Source organism: Brevundimonas sp. NPDC058933 (assembly GCF_049315965.1).
GTDB lineage: Bacteria > Pseudomonadota > Alphaproteobacteria > Caulobacterales > Caulobacteraceae > Brevundimonas.
Map to the genome: position 1 here is coordinate 77938 of NZ_JBMOSL010000010.1, position 18519 is coordinate 96456.

Genomic DNA, 18519 nt, shown 5'->3' on the forward strand with positions numbered 1-18519 from the left:
GCCCCCGGTTGTCGCTGGTATGACAGTCAGATACGTTCCCGCCAAGGTTGGGGGAACACTCGATGTCGTTGTTATTGGCCGCCGTGGCGGCATTCGGTTTGCAGACCGACGCTGTGACGGTGCAGCCGAAGTTCTGGGACGGCACGCTGTCGGCCTGTGAGATCGTCTTCGACAACTACTTCGTTGATAGCAACTACCTCAACGGCACCCCGGTGCACGTCGCCGGGTCGTGGTCTTTGAGCCATTTCTCGGATAGCAACAGCCTATTCGGAGTGCTTAAGGTCGGAGTTATGCCGCAGGACGGTGACGCTATTGGACCGTCTGATGCCTACATCATCAGCGGCTACACCACGAACAAGGTCGATCAGAAATTTGCCATCGACAGCGAGGCCCAAGGGTTCAGGCTGTTCGGCTTCGACTCCACCGGCGAAGCCACGATGATGGCTCTGATGTCGCCGTCAGTCGAAGGGCACTTCAAGGTCGGCTACGTTCTCGGCGAGGGTCGGTCGCCTCAGACATTCGAAGTCGTCATGTCCGACGATCACACCCAGCAATATTCCGACTGCGTGTCCGCTCTGGTCCGAACCATCGAGCAATCTATCGCAGCCCATCAATGACAACGGCTCCGACTGACAATTTCGTCGCCGACGACATGAGCATCGACGGCTTCCTGTCGCCGCTGCTGCACGACTACATTCCGAACATCGTCGCCGCCCATCCAGAGTGGTTTGACTACGCCCGGCGGCTGAACACCGTGGCCATGACGATGTGGAAGGAGCATCCCATCACCACGGCAGGTCAGCTTCCTATGGAGCAAGAGCCGCTTGCGGTGCGCCTTCTGGCGCGGGCGTTGAGCAGCTTCCAAGGCGCGATGCTCATGCTCGAAAGGGGCATGGTGATCGAAGCCGGGACGCTCGCGCGATCCAACTACGAAACCGGGTTCTGGCTCTCGTATCTGCGCGACCATCCCGTGGCCGCGATCAAGCATTTCGAGATCGACGAAATCCACTCGGCTATCGGCCGACACGAAGGATACCTGAAACTCTACGCCGACAATCCCGAGCGGATCGCGTCGGTGAACGCTGCGCTGACGAAGCTCCGGGCGACCAAGAATAAGACCACGGTGAAGAAGCTGGGTATGGAGGCTTTAGCCAAGGCTGGCGACTGTGGGGACTTCTATACCTTCTACCGCGTCCTCTGCGGAACGTCGGCCCATGCGTCAGTGAGATCGACCGACTACTATCTCAAGCTCTTCCCCGATCAGACCCTCGGTCACGAGTTCGGACCGGACATCGACGGGATTCCGCAACAAGCGGCCTTCAACTGTCACGCCATGCTCCTGTGCGCTTTGTCGTTCGCTCACATCACGGAGGCCGGTGACGCACAGGTTCTCCACGGTCTCACCGTAGAGTTCGACAAGCGTAGTCAGGCCATGCCCTTCGGGGCGCTGGACTAACTACCCGCAACGGTCGCAGCGTCGGCTCTAATCGACAAACCGATATGATCCGCTGTCGATGGCGACCGTGAAGTCGGAAGCTCCTGCGCGGCGAGCGGCGGATGTTACGCAGCGGATTGAATCTTCGCCATGAGCCAAACGGCCTTCGATTGTCGTCGGATGGTCGCGGATGATCTCGCCGTCCGCCGTCTTCCCCGTGATGGTGATTTGAAGCTCACCGAAGTCTGCGGCCGGGACATTGGTCCGAGCGCCTCCGCTGACGTTAAAGGTTTGGACCGCAATCTCGTCATCACCTGTGCAGAGCATCGGCGAGACGTAAGCAATGATGTGGAGCGACCGTAACATCTGAACTCTCCCCATCTCGGGAGCGGTCTGAGCGCTGGTGATCAGCAGGGCGGCGGCGAGCATGTGCATCATCAGGCGACGGTCGCACAGCGTTCCGCGACCGTGAAGACCTCGGATAGATTTTGGGTCGCGTATCCGAAGCAGGTATTAGCGTGTGCCGCAACTGCCGACCCCCCCGGTGGGGGTATGCCGCCATGGTCGAGAGGGTCGAGGCCCGCCAGCGCTGGCCCTTCCATGCGATGCGCCGGGGCGCCCTGACTGATTCTCACGCGATGGTCGCGCCTAACGTGCTGATGTTGCGAGAGAACATTCCCACCATAACCGGCAATCGAGGCTGACGACGGATCGTCGGGCCTGACGCTCCAGCGCTTGGGCGGACGATCACGCTCGCGCGCGTGTTTGGCCGTGAGATTTAGACCCTGCCTTTTTGGAGAAAGATGCTTTGACGCGAAGAATGCGCTTGACACCGCTTCGAATAGGGATTCTAAGCAGGGTCATTAGAGGCGCTGACGCAAAGGATAGCTTCAATGACCGCAATCGAACTGAACGCCGCCGCCAAGGGCTTCACGCGGTTTGTCGAACTGACAAGCTCGCAAGTCGATCTGAACGTGTGGATCGCGCCTGAAACTGACTTGGACTCCAGCTTCGTCGGGGTCTGCGACGACACCGGCGAAACCCTCACCGTCCACGGCTGGAACTTCGAAGTCGCCTAACCCCTGAAATATGCTTTGACGCAAAGGATGCTGACAATGACGACTGCCGCCAAAACTGACATCTACCAAACCGTCACCGACTCGGTCATCAACATGCTGGAGGCCGGGGTGAAGCCTTGGGCGCCGCAATGGGAGGCGGGCGCTTGCGGCCTTCCGGCAATCCCAACCCGTGCGAACGGCGAAGCCTATCGCGGCCTGAACGTGGCGCTGCTTTGGGGCGCGGCCGAAATGAAAGGCTATCGTCACCACACTTGGATGACGTTCAAGCAAGCCAAAGAGTTAGGCGGATGCGTCCGCAAGGGCGAGAAATCGACGCCTGTCATCTATTGGGGAAGCTACGCCAAAGAGGGTGACGACGGCGAAGAGGAAACCCGCCTGTTTGCCAAGGGCTATGCGGTTTTCAACGTCGAGCAAATCGACCATCTGCCCGCCCGGTTCTTTGAGGCGCCGCCGGTTGGCGAGACGGCCGAACGCATCAAAGCGGCTGACGCTTGGGCGGTTGGGACTGGCGCCGACATCCGCCACGGCGGCGCTAAGGCGTTCTTCTCGCCCAAATCCGATCACGTCCAAATGCCGCCGCTGGAAGCCTTCTATGAGCCGGAAGCCTATTACGGGACGCTCGCCCATGAACTGACGCATTGGAGCGGCGCCAAGGCCCGGCTTGACCGCCAGTTTGGCAAGCGGTTCGGCGACAAGGCTTATGCCTTTGAGGAACTGATCGCGGAAATGGGCGCGGCCTTCGCCATGGCGCGCTTGGGTATCGCGGCCGAACCGCGCGAGGATCACGCCAGCTATCTGGCGTCATGGCTCAAGGTGCTGAAAGCCGACAAGCGCGCGATCTTCACGGCCGCGAGCAAGGCTCAAGCTGCTTGTGACTTCCTCTTTGACCTCGCCGCTAAGGCCGAAATTAAGCCCGTGGAGCGGCCTTCCGTTCCGGCTGGCGTCATCTGCCTTCCCGACCTGTCTGGCCTACCCAGCGCGCCCGTTGCGGCCGATGTCGAGAATGATGACGACACAGACCCGACGCCTCCCGTTGCGCCTTCGCCCGGTCCCGTTCCGGCTGGCGTTGCGGCCGGGTTCCTGTCGAGGCTCACGGCATTCAAGGGAGGGCGCATCCGCGCCCGTTCCGGCGCCGTCAGGAAGGCCGTTTTCCGGGCCGTGGAGCGGCAAGAGCCTGTCGCGGCTCCAGTGACGCCAGAACCGGCCATCACTGTCACCGTGCGCGAGTTTCAGCCCGCGCCCAAGCCTCCGATGACATTGCTGGAGTTCCTGTCTCGCGCGGGCGGTCTGCGCGACGACGGCGGCGAGCTTCGCGCGATGGATGCTCACCTATGGCACCGCGACAAGCCGTTCCGGCGCCGCCTCGTGGCCGTGACCGGCATGGCGCTGGATTACGCTTGCGATCTCGCTTGGGAACGCGGGTTCTTCGACGACGTGCCCAATCCGGCTTGGGATAGCGACGAGAACGCGCATCCCGTCACGCATGGCCTGATGTTCGAAGCAATCCGGCGCGAACTGGCGGGCAAGCCTCGCTATGCGGACGGCCTCTATGTCGAGCCGGAAGCCGACGACTATTCCGAGCGCTGGGAAGAGGCTTATCCCGAAGAGGCCGCGTTCAGCGCGGTTCCGTTCTGATGTCGCGGCGGATCAAGAGGGCGGCCAATTGGTCGCCCCTCTCGGATGAGGCGCGAGCCTTGTTCGACCGTGATCCGGGCGCTTGGGATTACGTCGAGCTATGGGACGGCGCGGCGGCTCAAGCCTGTGCGTTCGGTGTCGGCAATCGTCCTCCCGATCTCTTCACGATCTCCCACGGCGTTGAGCCTCCCGCATCGTCGCCGGATCGTTCCCAAGGCGATCTCTTCGGCCCGTCCCATTAGGGGCGGGCTTCGCCCTGTCATCAGCGCATTTACTCCACGCTCCCGCGTGACACTTGGGGGCTGATCTTTCCGACGAGGATGGGTTTTGATGACATCCCTATGGATGGATGCCGAAGCCTTGCGGCTCCGGCTGCGTCTGCGAGATCGACGACGGCTTCGCCGGAGCTACGCCTGTCGATCTCTTGCCGCGTGGCTTTGCCTGATTGGTTCACGGGGAGAGCCGGTTTCCCTCGTGATCTCCAGTCCGAAGGGACGCGCCGCCAGTTCGATAGCCGTAGCTCCGGCGAAGGCGTGATCGAACTGGCAAGCCGTCGCGCTTTAGCGCGGCGCAAGTTGTGTCATCAAAACCTTCTTATAAGTAAGTGCGCTGATGACAAGATGACATCGAGTCGTGTCATCAAAACCTTCTATAAGTAAGTGCGCTGATGACAGGCCCGAAATAAATGGACTTAACCTCGCCTGTCGAGGGATAACTAAGTCAACGAGAGGGACGCCGGGAGTAGCTATCCGGCGGAAGGGAAGTCACCACCCGCCCTCTCGCATAGCTTTTGGTGACGGTGATTTGCTTTGGACATTTTGTATTCGGCCGACCAATGCGGGGCCGGTAAAACTACATGGGCGCTGGATCGTATGACGGCGCCGGGGCGCTACGTCTTCGTCGTGGATCGTATGGAGATGGCTCGCCAGCGTCGCGCTGAACTGCTGGCGCTTTGCGAACAGTTGGGGCGGACGCTCCACATCGAGACCATCACGGGCGACGATGACCCCAAGGGCGTCGGCAACGTCGGGCGCCGCATCCAAGAGGCGGGCGCCGAACTCTCGGGCAACCTGCATTGCGTGGTGATCGTCACTCACGCCGGGATGATCCGATGTCGCGACTGGAGCGGCTACGCACTCTGGGATGCGATCATCGTCGATGAAGTCCCGAACATCTTGGATCGCGAGGACCATCCGGGCGGACGCTTCTGGAGCCATGCGCTGGAGAGGTTCTACACCCTCACGCAGACCGGCGTGGACGGGGTGTCTGTTGTCGGGTTCGCTGGCGGATTGTCGCCCCATGAACTGCCCGACGATCTGCGAACCTTTCATCAAAGGGTGATCGCTGGCGAGGCGCATGTCAGCGTGGCCGCATGGTCTGACCTCGACGCGGGGCCGTGGTCATCGTGGCGCTTGTGGGACGTGACCAAGCTGGCCGGATTGTTCGGCGAGATCGTCTTCCTTGCCGACGCCTTCGACCAATCGGAAGCCTATCACCTGATGTCGTTGAACCCTGCCGTCCGCTTCCAGCGGTTTCGGGTTAGGGAGCCGCGCCCTTGGGCCGACAGGCCGGTGACAGTCCGCTACGTCAGCGAGGATCGCGTCGCCGCGTCATCCAGATTCAAGAGCGAGGTTCACGCCGCCGACATGGCGAAGGTCTGGGACTGGCTGGCGCTGGAGACGGACCCGCTGCACCTTTGGACGGTCAACGCCGGAGCGAGGGTCAGCGCAGACATCACGGGCAAGCGGGTCACGCCCAAGCAAGCCGGGTCGAACGCCTATCGGTCTTGGCACAAGGCGTCTGCGATTTACGCGGCCAAGCCATCGCCGATGGAACGGAAGTTCTACGCCATGCTCGGGATTGAGGCTGATGTCATCGTGGCGAGCCGCGAAGCCTACGACCTCAACCAGTTTTTCATGCGGACTTCGCTTCGTGATCCGGCCAGCACGGCGCCGGTCGAACTGCGATGTTTCGACCGGGTTCAAGCCCAGACGTTCGCCGACAAACTGGCCAGCGACTACGGCCTGACGGCTGACCTCGTGCATGACGACATCGGTCTGACGCTGGCGCCGGTGAACCGGGGCGGACGCCCGCCGAAGAATGGAGCGGCGAGGATGTCAGTTGAGGAAAGACGTGAGGCCAATCGTCTGGCTCAACAAAGGCGTCGTCAAAAGAATAATGCAGCGCCAAGCAAGGCCGCGTAGAATACGCGCATATTTGAAGGATTATCTCATGACATATTATCGCCGGGTCAGACTGACTTCCGAAGCCATCAATGATGAACTTTATCAGCTTCGTCTCTGGGAACTTGAACTTCGTGAACGCCTCGCATTGATCGAGGAAAATGACCGCCTCAAGAAGCCTTGCCTTCGTTGTCTCGTGCAACGGAAGGTCGAGGCGGTCATTTAAGTCCGCACACAACTCTCAGGGCTGGGAGTCTAAATACAAGCATCAACCGTTCCGGCGAGAGCAAGTCGCGGGTCGGGTCAATGCTTGAAACGCACTCCATGCCTGAACAGCTTGTTCGTTTCCAGAAAGAGGCCCTGCCGATCTTGCTCATCGGCGGGGCCTTTTTTGGATTAGACAATGGAGACTGAAATCTGGAAGCCGATTCCCGGCTCATCTTATGAGGCGTCAAGCCTCGGGCGCATCCGCAGCCCGCGAGGCAACGTCCTCAAACCTTACGACCACCCTCTGGGCTACCACCTCGTGACCGTGCCGGTGAACGGCCCTGCGATCTCGCGGACGGTTCATAGCTTGGTCGCCGCAGCCTTCCACGGGCCGCGCCCGGAAGGCTTGGATATAGCTCACGGCAACTGCGTGAAGACGGACAACCGCCCGTCGAACCTTCGCTACACCACGCGCTCCGACAACATCCTCGACAGCATCGTCCTCGGGACGACGTTCGGGAACACACGGGCCTATCCCTTCCGCAGCTTGGATGTAGGCGAGACGTTCCAGTCCAACCCGGTCAGCCGAGCCAGCATCCTGCACACCCTGTCGGCCGCCCGTCGCCGCATGGGCCACGCCTACAGCATCCCGAAGGCCGCCAACGACGATGGTTCTTGGACCGTCACGAGGGTGGCGTGATGTCGCCGCTCGAAATGGAACTCGCCACCGCTCGGGTCGCCCTCTTCAACGACAAACACACCGTCTACATAGCGCAGATGATGGGCCATTGCCTGACCTACAAAGGTCAGCCGGTCACGTCGCTACAGGCGTTCGACCAAGCACGCGCCGACTTCGACGCTCGCGTTGCATCGGCCAATGCCCGCCACCGCCGCGACAAGCTGGAGCGCCTTCGCGATTGGGATGCTCAGCGCTCCGAGCTGCTGCACCAACTCTGGGCGATGATCCGGGGGCGCCTGTGAAGGAAGCTCTGATCTATCTCGGCCTCGGGATGCTGACCCTCTTCCTGTCCGTGGTCCAAGCCATCCGTCAGGGACAGGCCGGGCAACCTATCGCCGACGAGAGTGTCGGGCCGGTCCTGACTGCCGCGTTTTTCCTGTGGCCGTTGGTTCTGCCTATTGCGGTGGCCTACCTATGGCTCTGGAAGCCTTCGGTGAAAGCCGGTGTCTGACCGTCCGCCCTGCCACTACAGCGGCAAGCTTTCCTACGCTTCCGAGCGTGACGCGAACCGCGCCCGAACGGCGATCAGCAACGCTCGCCGGAGCGTTCACGGCGGACCCAAACGTCACGCCGGAACCCTCAACACCTTCAAATGCCGGGAGTGCGGAAACTGGCACCTCGGCCGTCCTCGGACGGTTCAAAACACCTATCAACGAAAGGGCGCATGAAATGAACGCCCGTATCTACCCCGATCCGATTACCTACCGTGTGAATGGGACCATGGCCGAGACTGCGCCGATCCTCGCGTGGATTGCAGACCAAGCCCCGTCCGCCCGCGTCGTTTACCCGAACGACGAATACGAGCAGCACTACACGCCGAGCAGCTACATGAGCTTCAAGGTCTGGTTCGAGAATGAAACCGACGAAGTGAACTTCAAGATGTTCCAGTCGGAGGCGTTCGAAGCTGGCGCACAGGAATCCGAGTTCCAGATCAGCGCCAAGCCCGCTCTCATCATCAACGGCGGCGACTTCATCACCGGCTACACGTCGCGAGGTGGCAAATGACAGCCGATCTCAAGACCGTGCTGGTGGACGCTCTGAACGCCTCCGCTATTCGGGGCATCCGCCACCGTGAACTGAACCCTTCGACCATCACCGCCGAAGGATCGGACCACGCCTATTACACCGACTATGACGCTGACCGTCTGGCCACCGCCCTCCGCGACCATTTCCTTGATCGGGAGAAGGTGCGCGCGGCTCTGAAGGTCGTTCTCGACCACCACCATTCGGAAGAGTTCGCCTACTCGCTTCGCGGTCATAACGACCAACTGGTGGACCGTCTGATCGAGTGTCTGGCCGGGAAGGCTTCGGGATGATCGCCCTGACCACACCCATCGTTGATGCGACTATGCTGGCGATTTGGAAGGCGGCAATCTCTGAATGCGGCGGCGCGGCCTCTCATGATCCGCACCGGGTCATCGGCATGTTTGACGATCCTCTCAAGGCCGCGATCTTCCTCGCCACGATCTCGGCCGATCCCGAACGCGCGACCCTCTTCAAACTGTTCTGGCAGGAGGGGGCGTGATGTTCGGCTGTGACCACAACCCACAACGGAAAGCCTACATCGAGAGATACCTCGCGGACCAAGGTCTCGAAAGCGATCTGTCGTTCTATCTCGAATACGCCGAGGACGCTTTTGAGGCGCGGGACAAGTTCGGTCGCCTCGCTGGACCTATCCTCATCGTGCCGAGGCGGACCTCAGACGGCATCGCCCGGAGCGGCGTCATCACGTTCGCCGACGAGCATGACGCCGTGGTCTACCGCATGTTCTACGACGAGTTCGGAGGTGAGGAATGAAGCCCGCCTACACCCCCGAGGAACTGACGCCGCGCCGCCTCGCGATCATGATGGACTTGTTCAAGCGAGCCGATGCCGAGGCCATGAAGACTCGCAACGAGATCAGCCTCGCGCGGACACGGCTGCACGAACTGGAGAACCATCTGGCCAAGATGGAACAGGACGGCGACGACGCGGCGCTGTTCTTGGAAGCCTATTTCCTGACCCATGGCCCACCAGTTTGACAGAAAGAGTCATCGGCGCCATCATTGCGTGAACACATCTGTTAGGACTGATCCATGTCTCTCCAACTCATGGCGCAATGCGCCTTCGTCTTCGTCGTGTTCTGGCTCATCGGCGACTGGAAGTGGCCGGGCAAGCTGATCGGCGCCGCGCTGCGACCGTTCGGGTTCGAGCGCGTCACCGATCTCGAACGGCTGCGTCTGGAGAATGAGCGGAGGTCCAAGCCGTGACCGACACGCTCGATATGTTCATTGAAGCGAAGGCTTATCCGACGCATCCTTTGCGCGCAGTTGCGCCGAAGGAATCAGCCATGCCCTCCCTCAAGACCGAAGCTTGGACGTTCTGCCAGTTCTCGGCGGCTCTCCAGATGCTCGCCTATGAACTTCCGAACCGCATCACGATCCGCCAACTGCTCGTATTCGCCATGATCGCGGAGGCGGTCAGCCTCGGAAACGATGTCACCATCGCCGAAGTCCGGGCCAAGGTCGGCAAGGACAAGAGCGGCGACGATCTGCTCGGCCAGTCCATCGGGCGCAGCTACCAAATCTTCCTCAAGCCCACGAAGAAAGAGCCGGATAATCTCGGTTGGTGCGAGGTCGAAGAGAACGAGGACGACCGGCGCCAGAAGTTCCTGCGCCTGACGCCCGAGGGCGTTGAGGTCGCGTTGCGCCTCGCCCGACACCTGAAAGACAAGCCGTGAAGGTCCGCGAACTTCTCCGCTACTGCGAACTGCACGAGTGGCGCGGGCTGCGAGCCAAGGCGACGCTCCGCACCAACATCAAGCACCTGAACGCGCTGATCGGCGACGAGGACATCGACGCGCTGCACTATACGCGGCTCAAGACGCTCGCCGGTGATCTGGAAACTTACGGCAAGCGCCCCTCGGCGCCCGCGACCGTCAAGCGCAAGCTGGACACCCTGTCCAACGCCCTGACCATCGCGACCAAGATGACCAAGGACGACGGTTCGCCGGTCCTGATCGCCAAGCCCACCTTTCCCACATTCGACATCGACAACATCCAAGAGCGCGTGATCTCGGACGAGGAAGTCGCGGCCCTGTTCGAGGTCATCGCCGCCCGGCGCGAGGCCGAACCGGCGCGGGACTGGACCCGCTACGACGCCTTGATCCGCTTCCTGCTGGCCACCGCCTGTCGCCGGGGCGAAGCGTTGCGGGTCTGGCCGAGCCATATCGAACGGAGGATCGTCGATGGTGTCGCCCGGCACTTCGTGATCTTCGAACGCTACACCACCAAGACCAAGAAACCCCGAATCGTCCCGCTCACGGCCGAGATCGTCGCTATGCTCCCGTCGCTGCGCCTACAGGCGGGCAACGGCCCGCTGTTTCCGTTCGAGCCTTGGACGCTCTGGGCGATGTGGAAAGCCGTTCGCGATGACATGGCAGCGCGCGGCTACGATTTCTCGCTCGTGCGCTACCACACCACCCGCCACACCACTCTGACCAAGGCCATGAAGCGCTATCCAATCGCCATGGTGTCGAAGCTGGCGGGTCATGCCTCGATCCAGATCACGGCGGATCGATACGGCCACCTGTCGGCCGACGATCTGGTCGAAATGGTGGACGGGATCGCCGCTTAAGCCGCGAACTCCAGCGGCCCTCGATACTCGGCCAATTCCTTGCCGGTGATCGTCTCGGCTTCGGGCATCGGTAGATCGAAGGTCATCATGTCCTCACCGATCCAGCGGAACTTGTCGCCCATGCCGATGTAGATTCCCCCATCGGCTGGCATCACGAAATCGAGCAGGTCGTTGAGCATGGCGTTGGCCTTGGCGCGGGCCATGTAGACCTCCGCGTCGGGCGCCTCGCCTTCGACCACCTTCAACCACTCGATGGTGTTGCGGATCGCCTCGTCGCCCCGTGTCTTGGTCCGCCGCTCAATCGACATGCGGAGGTCAGCCGCCTCCTGTTCGAGGGCGGTCAACTCCACGCGACGCTCCTTGAGGCGTTCCGCGACGCCCGGAACTCTCTCTTCAAGCTGATCGAGCAGCGTTTCCATGCGACGCTTCACGTCATCGATCTGGGCGAGTTTGACCGTCAGCGCCGCAGCGTCGGGAGCCGACTGGTTTTCGTTCATCCTCGCTCGCATGAGGAAGAACATCAGGCGTTCTTCCACTTCGGTCGCGAGGTATCGGGTGGCGTTGTCACAGCGGTGCTTGCGGCTCTGGTGATAGCAGCGGAAGTGCCGCACCGCCGACGAGTTCGCCCGCGAACCAAGGATGAGGGTTCCGCCGCACGACTCGCACCGACCTAAGCCGATCAGCAGATTGGCGAATGTCTTGCCCCGACGACCTTTGCCCCCGCCGCGCTTGTTGCGCCGGGCGATCATGTCCTGAGCCTTGTAGAAAGTCGCGTCCTCAATGACGCGCGGGTAGTAGTCCTCGATCACGTCGCCATCGGCCTCACGACCCATACGCTGGCCCGGCCGGTTTGTGGTGAGCGTCGGTTGATAGTAGCCGCAGACGGACGGCGAGCGCAGGATCGTCAGGACGTAGCCCTGATGCCAGCCATCCGACCCTTTGACGAACGGCGCTACCTTGTCGGCGTTGAGGCGGCTGGCGATAGCCGTGATCCCCAAACCCTCGTTGCACTCTTCAAAGATGCGGCGAACGATCTCGGCCCGCTCCCCAATCAACTTGAACCGCTTGGTCCGGTCGTCGAACTTGGTCCACGCCGGGCCGCGCCGGGACAGAACTTCGCCTGTCTCGCGCGCCCTCTTTTTCTTGTCGGCCCACGCCTCGCGGAGTTTCTGAGCGCGCGCCTTGTTCTCGTTGTGCGCCCGACTCATGACGATGACCGCGCGCATGATGTCCATGGCGTCCGATCCGGCATGATACTCGTGACCATCGGTCAGGGTGACGACCCTGATCCCCGCCAAGGTGATGCTGGTGAGCAGGTTGACCGCCACCATTTCGGTTTCGCGAGAGAGGCGGTCGAAGCTTTCAACGAGAAGGTAGGAGCCGGGCGCGATGTCGCCTTGCTCGATCCGTTTCAGGAAGCTGGAGAGCGCGCCTCGGACACGGTGTTCGCCTTTGTAGGCGCTGACGCCCAAGTCCCGCGTCGTGGTGTCCAGTTCGACATCCGGTCGCGTCGCCGCCCAATCCTTGGCTGCCTGTAGCTGACGCCGCAGCGAGTCTCCCTCGCGCTGGGCCGCGCTGGAAAAGCGTAGGTAGGAATAGGCTTTGACCGTCATGAGAGACCATATAGCCGAGGCTGTTTAATAGTCTCCCAAAGTATGAACTGCCAGTTGATCGGCCCCAGCTTGTCGCCCAGCAGGGTCAGCCCCTGCGACAGGAATCGGTCGAAGCTCTCAGCCCCCTCGGACAGGATCTTGCGGTTGGTGCAGTAACGGCTGGCCTTGACCGCAAAGACGAAGTCGTCGGGCGTCTCGTCGCGCCACTTCATCCAGCTGTCGGGCTTGAAGGTGGAATAATAGGTGCCGTTGATCTCGATCGAGGTCAGGGCCCGGCTGGCGAACTCCAGCTCGCGTTTCTGCGTCAGTCCCTCGGGATAGAAGACGCCGCGCCAGGGCTCGAAGGTCCAACCGCCGACGCCTATCCTGATCTCACCGGTCATGATGTCCTCCTGCGCTGTCTCTGATCGCAGGGAACGACTGTCGTGGAAAGCCTATTCCCTGTGGAACGGCGGCGGCCAAGCTCGGGGCTCTCAGGCGGGGACCAGCATGGCCAGGGCGGTGAGCAGATCGCGGGCGGTGACGGGCTTGGCCAGATGCAGGTCAGCGCCGGCCGCGCGGGCGTCGTCGCGATGCTCGGCCATGGCGTTGGCGCTCAGCATCAGGATCGGCGTGCGGGCGATCGTCGGGCGAGCCGCCTCGATCGTCCGCAGGGCGCGGGTGGCCGACAGTCCGTCCATTCCCGGCATCTGCATGTCCATCAGCACCACGTCGAAGGACCGGGTTTCAAAAGCGGCCACGGCCTGGGCCCCATCGTCCACGATCACCAGGTCGGTGACATGGTCGGCCAGGATCAATTGGACCAGGCGCTGGTTGATCGGATGGTCTTCGGCCAGCAGAACCCGAAGCCGGCGCGACAAGCTCGGCGCGATGGAAACCTCGTTCCGCGTGGCGACCTCCGACCGGGGCAGGGGCAGTTCGACCCGGAACCGGCTGCCGACGCCAGGCGTGGATGCGCCCTCGATCCGGCCTCCCATCATCTCGGTCAGGGATCGGCAGATCGACAGGCCCAGGCCCGTGCCGCCGAAGCGCCGGGTGATGCTGCTGTCGGCCTGACTGAAGCGCTGGAACAGTTGCGCGGCGTGGTCGGCGGCGAAGCCTACGCCGGTGTCCTCGATTTCGAACGAAAGCAGGGTCGGCGCGCCGTCGTCCTCGCTCAGGGCGAAGCGGACGGAGACCGAGCCCTCAGCGGTGAACTTGACGGCGTTGGACACCAGGTTGCCCAGAATCTGGCCGATGCGGACGCTGTCGCCGATAAAGGCCCCGTTCACATGGGGCGGGCGCTCGATGTGGAAGGCCAGGCCCTTGGCCTCGGCCCTTATCCGCAGGGTTTCCAGCGTCGCGGCCACGGCTTCGTCCAGTTCGAAGGGCCGCAGTTCCAGCTCCAGCCTGCCCGCCTCGATCCGCGACACGTCCAGCATGTCCGACACCAGCCGCTCCAGCGTCACGCCGGACGTGGCGATCAAGCCGACCATCTCGGCCTGATCCGGCGACAGCGGCGTACGGGACAGGGCGTCGACAATCCCGATCACCCCGTTCAGCGGGGTGCGGATTTCGTGGCTCATGTTGGCCAGGAAGTCGGACTTGGCGCGGTTGGCGGCTTCGGCGGCGGCCTTGGCTTCGACCAGGGCCTGTTCGGCGGCGATCTTGGCGGTCACGTCGCGGGCCACGGCGTAGATGCGGTCGCCAAACCTCTGGGCGCGCCATTCCAGGGTGACGTAGTGGCCGTCGCGGTGGCGATAGCGGTTGATGTGGCCCTTGACCGGGGCGTCGGGGCGTCGGGTCTCCACCTCGACCACGCTGCCCAGCGTGTCTGGCAGATCGTCGGGATGGACCAGGGTCAGTATGGCCAGGCCGACCAGATCGTCGGGATCGTAACCCAGGGTCGCCGCCCAGGATGCGCTGACCCGCACGATCGATCCGTCCAGATCGCGGATGACGAGAAGGTCCAGCGACACGTCGAAGAAGGTCGTCAGATCGGCCGTCATGTCGCGCGCCGGAAGCGGCTGTCCCGTCTTGGCTGGGGCGGCGGCAGGGGCGAATGTCATGAGCGATCCTTGTGAACAGGCCTCGTTTCTAAAGGGGGCCGGTTAAGGTCGCATTGCCGGGCCGTGACAGCGGCTGGATCTCTAGTAGGCGAAGTCGCGATAGATGCGGCTGACGTCGCCCTTCCACTCGCCGTGATAGAGTTCCAGCAGGCGGTCGGCGGGGGTCACGCCGCTGTCGGCGATGTCTTCCAGTTCCGACAGGTAGCCGCGCTCGTCGACCATGCCGCCGCTGAACCGGGCGCGGTTCTTCAAGCCCTGCTTGGCGATGTCCACCAGGTCGACGGCGATGTCGCGGACGCTGCGGCCCGCCACCTCGGCCTTCAGGCCCAGGCGGGTCACGTCGCGGCGCAGGCGCTCGTGGTCGGCGATGTCCCAGTCCTTGCACAGGTCCCAGGCCGCCGCCAGCGACGGCGCGTCGTACAGGACGCCGGCCCACAGGGCGGGCAGGGCGCAGATGCGGCTCCACGGCCCGCCGTCGGCGCCGCGCATCTCCAGATACTGTTTCAGGCGCACTTCGGGGAAGAGGGTGGTCAGGTGGTCGGCCCAGTCCTTCTCCGTGGCGCGCTCGCCGGGCAGGGCGTCCAGACCCTCGGTCATGAAGGTGCGGAACGACTGGCCGGACAGGTCGACATAGGTCTCGCCGCGCTTGGCGAAATACATCGGCGTGTCCAGGGCATAGTCGGCGTAGCGTTCATAGCCGAAGCCGTCGGCGAAGACGAAGTCCAGCATGCCCGTGCGATCGGGATCGGTGTCGGTCCAGACGTTGGCGCGCGCCGACAGGAAGCCGGTCGGCTTGCCTTCGATAAAGGGCGAACAGGCGAACAGGGCCGTGGCGATGGGCTGAAGCGCCAGCGAGGTGCGGAACTTCATCACCATGTCGGCTTCGGAATCGAAGTCGAGATTGGCCTGGATGGTGCAGGTGCGCAGCATCATATCGAGGCCCAGCGAACCCTTCTTGGGCATGTAGGCGCGCATGATGCCGTAACGGCCCTTGGGCATGACGGGGATGTCCTCGCGTCGCCACAGGGGGTCGAACCCGGCGCCGAGGAAGCCGAGGTTCAGCTGGTCCGCGACCTGCTTGACCTCCATCAGGTGCTGGCCGGTTTCCGAACAGATGTCGTGGATGGTCTGCAGCGGGGCACCCGACAGCTCGAACTGACCGCCCGGCTCCAGGCTGATCGAGGCGGCGTAGCCTTCGCTGTTCTTGCGCTCCAGGGCGATGACATGGCCGGCTTCCTCGACCGGAGACCAGCCGAAGCGCTGCAGGCCCGTCAGCATGGCCAGGATGCCGTTGTCGCCCTCATAGGCGGGGCGGCGCAGGGTGGACTTGTCGAAGCCGAACTTCTCGTGCTCGGCGCCGATGCGCCACTGGTCCTTGGGCTTCTCGCCCTTCGACATGGCGTGGATCAGTTGATCTCTGGAAAGCGGCGCCGTGTCGGACATCTGTAACCCCTGCTGTCGCGGCTAGATGGGCGAGGATACGGCCTCGCTCAAGAGGGGGCTCGCAACTTCTATCTTTCCCAGTCACCCGCCGCGGCCTGCCAAAGGGTCATGGCGGCGATGGCGGCGGTGTCGGCGCGCAGGATACGCGGGCCCAGGGAGACGGCGGTGGTGAAGGGCAGGGCCCGCAGACGCTCGCCTTCCTCGGGCGAGAAACCGCCCTCGGGACCGATCAGGATGGCCCATTTATCCCCGCCCGCCGCCGTCAGGGCCGGCACGGCGGGCGCGCCGCCGGTCTCGTCGCAGAACATCAGGCGGCGTGAAGCGTCCCAGCCGTCCAGCAGGGCGTCCAGCTTGACCGGATCATCGACCAGGGGCACGTCCAGCCGTCCGGTCTGTTCGGCCGCTTCCTCGGCGATGGCGTCCAGCCGGTCCAGCCGCAGGCGGTCGGCGTTGGTGCGATGGGTCAGGGCCAGCCGCACGCGGCTTGCCCCCAGCTCGGTCGCCTTCTCGACGATGGTTTCGATCCGCGCCTTCTTCACCACGGCGACGATCAGTTCCAGATCAGGGCCGCGGGTCTGTTCACGCACCTGTTCCTCGGCGCGCAGGACGACGCCCTTCTTCAGCACCTCGGCGACGCAGGCGCGCCACTCGCCATGGCGGCCGTTGAAGACCAGCAGGTCGTCGCCCGCCTTCAGCCGCATCACCTGGGTCAGGTAGCGCGACTGGTCGAGGGTGGGCGCGACTGCGAGGCCGGCGGCGAGGTCGCCCTGAACATGCAAACGGATCATCGGTCGTAATGGTATCGGCACTGAGCAATCAGCAAGGTGTCTTCCGTGGCTCGATAGACGAGCCGGTGTTCCTGGTCGATCCGGCGGGACCACCATCCTGAAAACTCACCCTTCAAGGGTTCCGGCTTGCCTGTGCCTGCGAAGGGCGTGCGCAGGCATTCCCGGATCAGGGTGTTGATCTTTTTGAGCTGCTTTCGATCCATGGATTGCCAATGGAGATAATCCTCCCAGCCCTCCTCCTGAAACGTCAGCTTCATTCAATCAGGTCGCGTGCCTGGCCGCCGCCAGCGTCCAGTTCGGCGACGGCTTTGCGCAGGCGTTCCGCATTGGCCGGGCTGCGCAGCAGGTATTCCGTCTCCTGCCAGGAGGCGAAATCCTCAAGCGACATCAGCACGGCCGCCGGCTTGCCGCCTTCGCGGGTGATGATGGTGTAGTCGTGATCCGCCGTCACCCGGTCGATGGTCGCGGCCAGGTTCTTGCGGAGTTCGGTGACGGACATGGCGTTCATGGCGACAATGTACGGATTTCCGTACGTTGTCGCAAGGGGCGGTTACAGCGTGCGCGCGATCAGCAGCTTCATGATCTCGTTCGTCCCGCCGTAGATGCGCTGGACGCGGGCGTCCTTGTAGAGCTGGGCGATGGGATACTCGTTCATGTAGCCGTAGCCGCCGAAGAGCTGCAGCATCTCGTCGATGGTCTCGCCCTGGATGTCGGTGACCCAGTATTTGGCCATGGAGGCCGTGGCGGCGTCCAACTGGCCCTTGAGGTGCAGGCCGATGCAGTGGTCGACGAAGACCTTGGCGACCGTCAGCTTGGTTTTGACCTCGGCGAGCTTGAACTGGGTGTTCTGGAAGTCGATCACTCGTTTCCCAAACGCCTTGCGCTGCTTGACGTAGTCCAGTGTCGCCTCAAGGCCCCGTTCGGCGGCGGCCACGCCCTGGACGGCGATGTTCAGGCGTTCCTGCGGCAGCTGCTGCATCAGCTGGACGAAGCCCTGGCCCTCGCCGCCGCCGATGATGTTCTCGAGCGGCACCTTGACGTCGTTGAAGAAGAGCTCGGAGGTGTCGTTGGCCTCCATGCCGATCTTGTGCAGGTTGCGGCCGCGTTCGAAGCCCTCGGCCCCGTCCGTCTCGAGCACGATCAGGCTGGTGCCCTTGGCGCCCTCGGCCGGGTCGGTCTTGGCGACGACGATGATGAAGTTGGCCAGCTGGCCATTGGTGATGAAGGTCTTGGAGCCGTTCAGGACATAGTGGTCGCCGTGCGGCACGGCGGTGGTCTTGACGCCCTGCAGGTCGGAGCCGGCGCCCGGCTCGGTCATGGCGATGGCGCCGACCAGTTCGCCCGAGGCCAGACGCGGCAGCCAGCGCGCCTTCTGCTCCTCGGTGCCGTAGTGCCAGATGTAGGGCATGACGATGGCGTTGTGCAGGCTGATGCCGAAGTGGTCCACGCCCTTCCAGCCCAGCTGGCGCATCAGCACGACCTCATGACGATAGTCGCCTCCGAAGCCGCCGTCTTCCTCGGGCAAGCTCAGGCCCAGCAGGCCGGCGTCGCCCGCGTCCTTCCACAGCTGTCGCGGCACCGACGAGTCGGCGATCCATTGCTGGAACTTCTCGGGCGGGGCGTGCTCGTCGATCCATTTGCCGACGCTGTCGGAGAAGAGGACGATCTCCTCGTCCTGCATGAAGTCGGGTTCGGGGACGTTGAGCACGTTCATGAGCGGTTCTTCCCTGTCAT

At 63.0% G+C, this 18519-nt stretch carries 25 protein-coding genes; 16 read left to right on the forward strand and 9 right to left on the reverse strand.

Features of this window, described 5'->3' with window-relative positions; all coding sequences use genetic code 11:
• Positions 1–62: 62 nt before the first annotated feature.
• Positions 63–617 (forward strand): hypothetical protein, encoded by a 555-nt coding sequence (locus ACOZBP_RS14475; RefSeq protein WP_422677020.1) that lies wholly within the window; start codon positions 63–65, stop codon positions 615–617.
• Positions 614–1456 carry a DUF5677 domain-containing protein gene (locus tag ACOZBP_RS14480; RefSeq protein ID WP_422677021.1) on the forward strand — a complete coding sequence of 281 codons (843 nt, stop codon included), beginning with the start codon at positions 614–616 and terminating at the stop codon, positions 1454–1456. Before ACOZBP_RS14475 ends, ACOZBP_RS14480 begins: the two co-directional genes overlap by 4 nt.
• 27 nt (positions 1457–1483) lie before the next feature.
• Here ACOZBP_RS14480 and ACOZBP_RS14485 read toward each other — a convergent pair whose 3' ends face one another.
• Positions 1484–1864, reverse strand: coding sequence for a hypothetical protein (locus ACOZBP_RS14485; protein ID WP_422677022.1), 381 nt, complete (start codon positions 1862–1864; stop codon positions 1484–1486).
• Between the two features lie 464 nt (positions 1865–2328).
• Here ACOZBP_RS14485 and ACOZBP_RS14490 point away from each other — a divergent pair, with 464 nt between their 5' ends.
• The 14 genes from ACOZBP_RS14490 (at position 2329) to ACOZBP_RS14555 (ending at position 10893) form a co-directional block, all read left to right on the forward strand.
• The gene (locus tag ACOZBP_RS14490) at positions 2329–2514 is read left to right on the forward strand and encodes a hypothetical protein (protein WP_422677023.1); all 186 of its coding nucleotides are present in this window, start codon (positions 2329–2331) and stop codon (positions 2512–2514) included.
• A gap of 36 nt (positions 2515–2550) precedes the next feature.
• The gene (locus ACOZBP_RS14495) at positions 2551–4149 is read left to right on the forward strand and encodes an ArdC family protein (RefSeq protein WP_422677024.1); all 1599 of its coding nucleotides are present in this window, start codon (positions 2551–2553) and stop codon (positions 4147–4149) included.
• A gap of 872 nt (positions 4150–5021) precedes the next feature.
• Positions 5022–6353: a hypothetical protein gene (locus ACOZBP_RS14500; protein ID WP_422677025.1), complete on the forward strand. Its 1332-nt coding sequence runs from the start codon at positions 5022–5024 to the stop codon at positions 6351–6353.
• Positions 6354–6735: 382 nt separating this feature from the next.
• A complete protein-coding gene (locus tag ACOZBP_RS14505; protein WP_422677026.1) occupies positions 6736–7239 on the forward strand; it encodes an NUMOD4 motif-containing HNH endonuclease in 504 nt (167 codons plus the stop codon).
• On the forward strand, positions 7239–7520 hold the full coding sequence (locus ACOZBP_RS14510) for a hypothetical protein (protein ID WP_422677027.1): 282 nt from the start codon (positions 7239–7241) through the stop codon (positions 7518–7520). Before ACOZBP_RS14505 ends, ACOZBP_RS14510 begins: the two co-directional genes overlap by 1 nt.
• Positions 7517–7729 carry a hypothetical protein gene (locus ACOZBP_RS14515; RefSeq protein ID WP_422677028.1) on the forward strand — a complete coding sequence of 71 codons (213 nt, stop codon included), beginning with the start codon at positions 7517–7519 and terminating at the stop codon, positions 7727–7729. Before ACOZBP_RS14510 ends, ACOZBP_RS14515 begins: the two co-directional genes overlap by 4 nt.
• Positions 7693–8283, forward strand: coding sequence for a hypothetical protein (locus ACOZBP_RS14520; RefSeq protein ID WP_422677029.1), 591 nt, complete (start codon positions 7693–7695; stop codon positions 8281–8283). The genes ACOZBP_RS14515 and ACOZBP_RS14520 overlap by 37 nt, the downstream gene beginning before the upstream one ends.
• Complete coding sequence (locus tag ACOZBP_RS14525) at positions 8280–8594, forward strand: hypothetical protein (protein ID WP_422677030.1); 315 nt, start codon at positions 8280–8282, stop codon at positions 8592–8594. Before ACOZBP_RS14520 ends, ACOZBP_RS14525 begins: the two co-directional genes overlap by 4 nt.
• The gene (locus ACOZBP_RS14530) at positions 8591–8803 is read left to right on the forward strand and encodes a hypothetical protein (RefSeq protein WP_422677031.1); all 213 of its coding nucleotides are present in this window, start codon (positions 8591–8593) and stop codon (positions 8801–8803) included. Before ACOZBP_RS14525 ends, ACOZBP_RS14530 begins: the two co-directional genes overlap by 4 nt.
• Complete coding sequence (locus tag ACOZBP_RS14535; RefSeq protein WP_422677032.1) at positions 8803–9075, forward strand: hypothetical protein; 273 nt, start codon at positions 8803–8805, stop codon at positions 9073–9075. Before ACOZBP_RS14530 ends, ACOZBP_RS14535 begins: the two co-directional genes overlap by 1 nt.
• Positions 9072–9299 (forward strand): hypothetical protein, encoded by a 228-nt coding sequence (locus ACOZBP_RS14540; protein WP_422677033.1) that lies wholly within the window; start codon positions 9072–9074, stop codon positions 9297–9299. Before ACOZBP_RS14535 ends, ACOZBP_RS14540 begins: the two co-directional genes overlap by 4 nt.
• A gap of 54 nt (positions 9300–9353) precedes the next feature.
• The gene (locus tag ACOZBP_RS14545) at positions 9354–9527 is read left to right on the forward strand and encodes a hypothetical protein (protein ID WP_422677034.1); all 174 of its coding nucleotides are present in this window, start codon (positions 9354–9356) and stop codon (positions 9525–9527) included.
• Positions 9524–9997 carry a hypothetical protein gene (locus ACOZBP_RS14550; RefSeq protein ID WP_422677035.1) on the forward strand — a complete coding sequence of 158 codons (474 nt, stop codon included), beginning with the start codon at positions 9524–9526 and terminating at the stop codon, positions 9995–9997. Before ACOZBP_RS14545 ends, ACOZBP_RS14550 begins: the two co-directional genes overlap by 4 nt.
• Positions 9994–10893: a tyrosine-type recombinase/integrase gene (locus ACOZBP_RS14555; protein WP_422677036.1), complete on the forward strand. Its 900-nt coding sequence runs from the start codon at positions 9994–9996 to the stop codon at positions 10891–10893. Before ACOZBP_RS14550 ends, ACOZBP_RS14555 begins: the two co-directional genes overlap by 4 nt.
• Here the strand turns inward: ACOZBP_RS14555 and ACOZBP_RS14560 are convergent.
• The 8 genes from ACOZBP_RS14560 to ACOZBP_RS14595 form a co-directional block, all read right to left on the reverse strand.
• Positions 10890–12506: a recombinase family protein gene (locus tag ACOZBP_RS14560; RefSeq protein ID WP_422677037.1), complete on the reverse strand. Its 1617-nt coding sequence runs from the start codon at positions 12504–12506 to the stop codon at positions 10890–10892. The genes ACOZBP_RS14555 and ACOZBP_RS14560 overlap by 4 nt on opposite strands.
• The gene (locus tag ACOZBP_RS14565) at positions 12503–12889 is read right to left on the reverse strand and encodes a DUF72 domain-containing protein (RefSeq protein ID WP_422677038.1); all 387 of its coding nucleotides are present in this window, start codon (positions 12887–12889) and stop codon (positions 12503–12505) included. The genes ACOZBP_RS14560 and ACOZBP_RS14565 overlap by 4 nt, the downstream gene beginning before the upstream one ends.
• A 90-nt stretch (positions 12890–12979) precedes the next feature.
• Positions 12980–14554 (reverse strand): ATP-binding protein, encoded by a 1575-nt coding sequence (locus ACOZBP_RS14570; RefSeq protein WP_422677039.1) that lies wholly within the window; start codon positions 14552–14554, stop codon positions 12980–12982.
• An 81-nt stretch (positions 14555–14635) separates the two neighbouring features.
• Positions 14636–15997 (reverse strand): glutamate--cysteine ligase, encoded by a 1362-nt coding sequence (locus ACOZBP_RS14575; protein ID WP_422677040.1) that lies wholly within the window; start codon positions 15995–15997, stop codon positions 14636–14638.
• Between the two features lie 68 nt (positions 15998–16065).
• Positions 16066–16785 carry a 16S rRNA (uracil(1498)-N(3))-methyltransferase gene (locus ACOZBP_RS14580; protein ID WP_422677041.1) on the reverse strand — a complete coding sequence of 240 codons (720 nt, stop codon included), beginning with the start codon at positions 16783–16785 and terminating at the stop codon, positions 16066–16068.
• On the reverse strand, positions 16782–17042 hold the full coding sequence (locus tag ACOZBP_RS14585) for a Txe/YoeB family addiction module toxin (RefSeq protein WP_422677042.1): 261 nt from the start codon (positions 17040–17042) through the stop codon (positions 16782–16784). Before ACOZBP_RS14585 ends, ACOZBP_RS14580 begins: the two co-directional genes overlap by 4 nt.
• Positions 17039–17293 carry a type II toxin-antitoxin system Phd/YefM family antitoxin gene (locus tag ACOZBP_RS14590; protein WP_422677043.1) on the reverse strand — a complete coding sequence of 85 codons (255 nt, stop codon included), beginning with the start codon at positions 17291–17293 and terminating at the stop codon, positions 17039–17041. The genes ACOZBP_RS14585 and ACOZBP_RS14590 overlap by 4 nt, the downstream gene beginning before the upstream one ends.
• A 42-nt stretch (positions 17294–17335) precedes the next feature.
• Positions 17336–18499, reverse strand: coding sequence for an acyl-CoA dehydrogenase family protein (locus ACOZBP_RS14595; protein WP_422677044.1), 1164 nt, complete (start codon positions 18497–18499; stop codon positions 17336–17338).
• Positions 18500–18519: the final 20 nt, after the last annotated feature.

Coding starts and splice junctions, on each gene's coding strand:
- ACOZBP_RS14475 (WP_422677020.1), top strand. CDS start 63: ATGTCGTTGTTATTGGCCGCCGTGGCGGCATTCGGTTTGCAGACCGAC.
- ACOZBP_RS14480 (WP_422677021.1), top strand. CDS start 614: ATGACAACGGCTCCGACTGACAATTTCGTCGCCGACGACATGAGCATC.
- ACOZBP_RS14485 (WP_422677022.1), bottom strand. CDS start 1,864: ATGCTCGCCGCCGCCCTGCTGATCACCAGCGCTCAGACCGCTCCCGAG.
- ACOZBP_RS14490 (WP_422677023.1), top strand. CDS start 2,329: ATGACCGCAATCGAACTGAACGCCGCCGCCAAGGGCTTCACGCGGTTT.
- ACOZBP_RS14495 (WP_422677024.1), top strand. CDS start 2,551: ATGACGACTGCCGCCAAAACTGACATCTACCAAACCGTCACCGACTCG.
- ACOZBP_RS14500 (WP_422677025.1), top strand. CDS start 5,022: ATGACGGCGCCGGGGCGCTACGTCTTCGTCGTGGATCGTATGGAGATG.
- ACOZBP_RS14505 (WP_422677026.1), top strand. CDS start 6,736: ATGGAGACTGAAATCTGGAAGCCGATTCCCGGCTCATCTTATGAGGCG.
- ACOZBP_RS14510 (WP_422677027.1), top strand. CDS start 7,239: ATGTCGCCGCTCGAAATGGAACTCGCCACCGCTCGGGTCGCCCTCTTC.
- ACOZBP_RS14520 (WP_422677029.1), top strand. CDS start 7,693: ATGGCTCTGGAAGCCTTCGGTGAAAGCCGGTGTCTGACCGTCCGCCCT.
- ACOZBP_RS14525 (WP_422677030.1), top strand. CDS start 8,280: ATGACAGCCGATCTCAAGACCGTGCTGGTGGACGCTCTGAACGCCTCC.
- ACOZBP_RS14530 (WP_422677031.1), top strand. CDS start 8,591: ATGATCGCCCTGACCACACCCATCGTTGATGCGACTATGCTGGCGATT.
- ACOZBP_RS14535 (WP_422677032.1), top strand. CDS start 8,803: ATGTTCGGCTGTGACCACAACCCACAACGGAAAGCCTACATCGAGAGA.
- ACOZBP_RS14540 (WP_422677033.1), top strand. CDS start 9,072: ATGAAGCCCGCCTACACCCCCGAGGAACTGACGCCGCGCCGCCTCGCG.
- ACOZBP_RS14545 (WP_422677034.1), top strand. CDS start 9,354: ATGTCTCTCCAACTCATGGCGCAATGCGCCTTCGTCTTCGTCGTGTTC.
- ACOZBP_RS14560 (WP_422677037.1), bottom strand. CDS start 12,506: ATGACGGTCAAAGCCTATTCCTACCTACGCTTTTCCAGCGCGGCCCAG.
- ACOZBP_RS14565 (WP_422677038.1), bottom strand. CDS start 12,889: ATGACCGGTGAGATCAGGATAGGCGTCGGCGGTTGGACCTTCGAGCCC.
- ACOZBP_RS14570 (WP_422677039.1), bottom strand. CDS start 14,554: ATGACATTCGCCCCTGCCGCCGCCCCAGCCAAGACGGGACAGCCGCTT.
- ACOZBP_RS14575 (WP_422677040.1), bottom strand. CDS start 15,997: ATGTCCGACACGGCGCCGCTTTCCAGAGATCAACTGATCCACGCCATG.
- ACOZBP_RS14580 (WP_422677041.1), bottom strand. CDS start 16,785: ATGATCCGTTTGCATGTTCAGGGCGACCTCGCCGCCGGCCTCGCAGTC.
- ACOZBP_RS14585 (WP_422677042.1), bottom strand. CDS start 17,042: ATGAAGCTGACGTTTCAGGAGGAGGGCTGGGAGGATTATCTCCATTGG.
- ACOZBP_RS14590 (WP_422677043.1), bottom strand. CDS start 17,293: ATGAACGCCATGTCCGTCACCGAACTCCGCAAGAACCTGGCCGCGACC.
- ACOZBP_RS14595 (WP_422677044.1), bottom strand. CDS start 18,499: ATGAACGTGCTCAACGTCCCCGAACCCGACTTCATGCAGGACGAGGAG.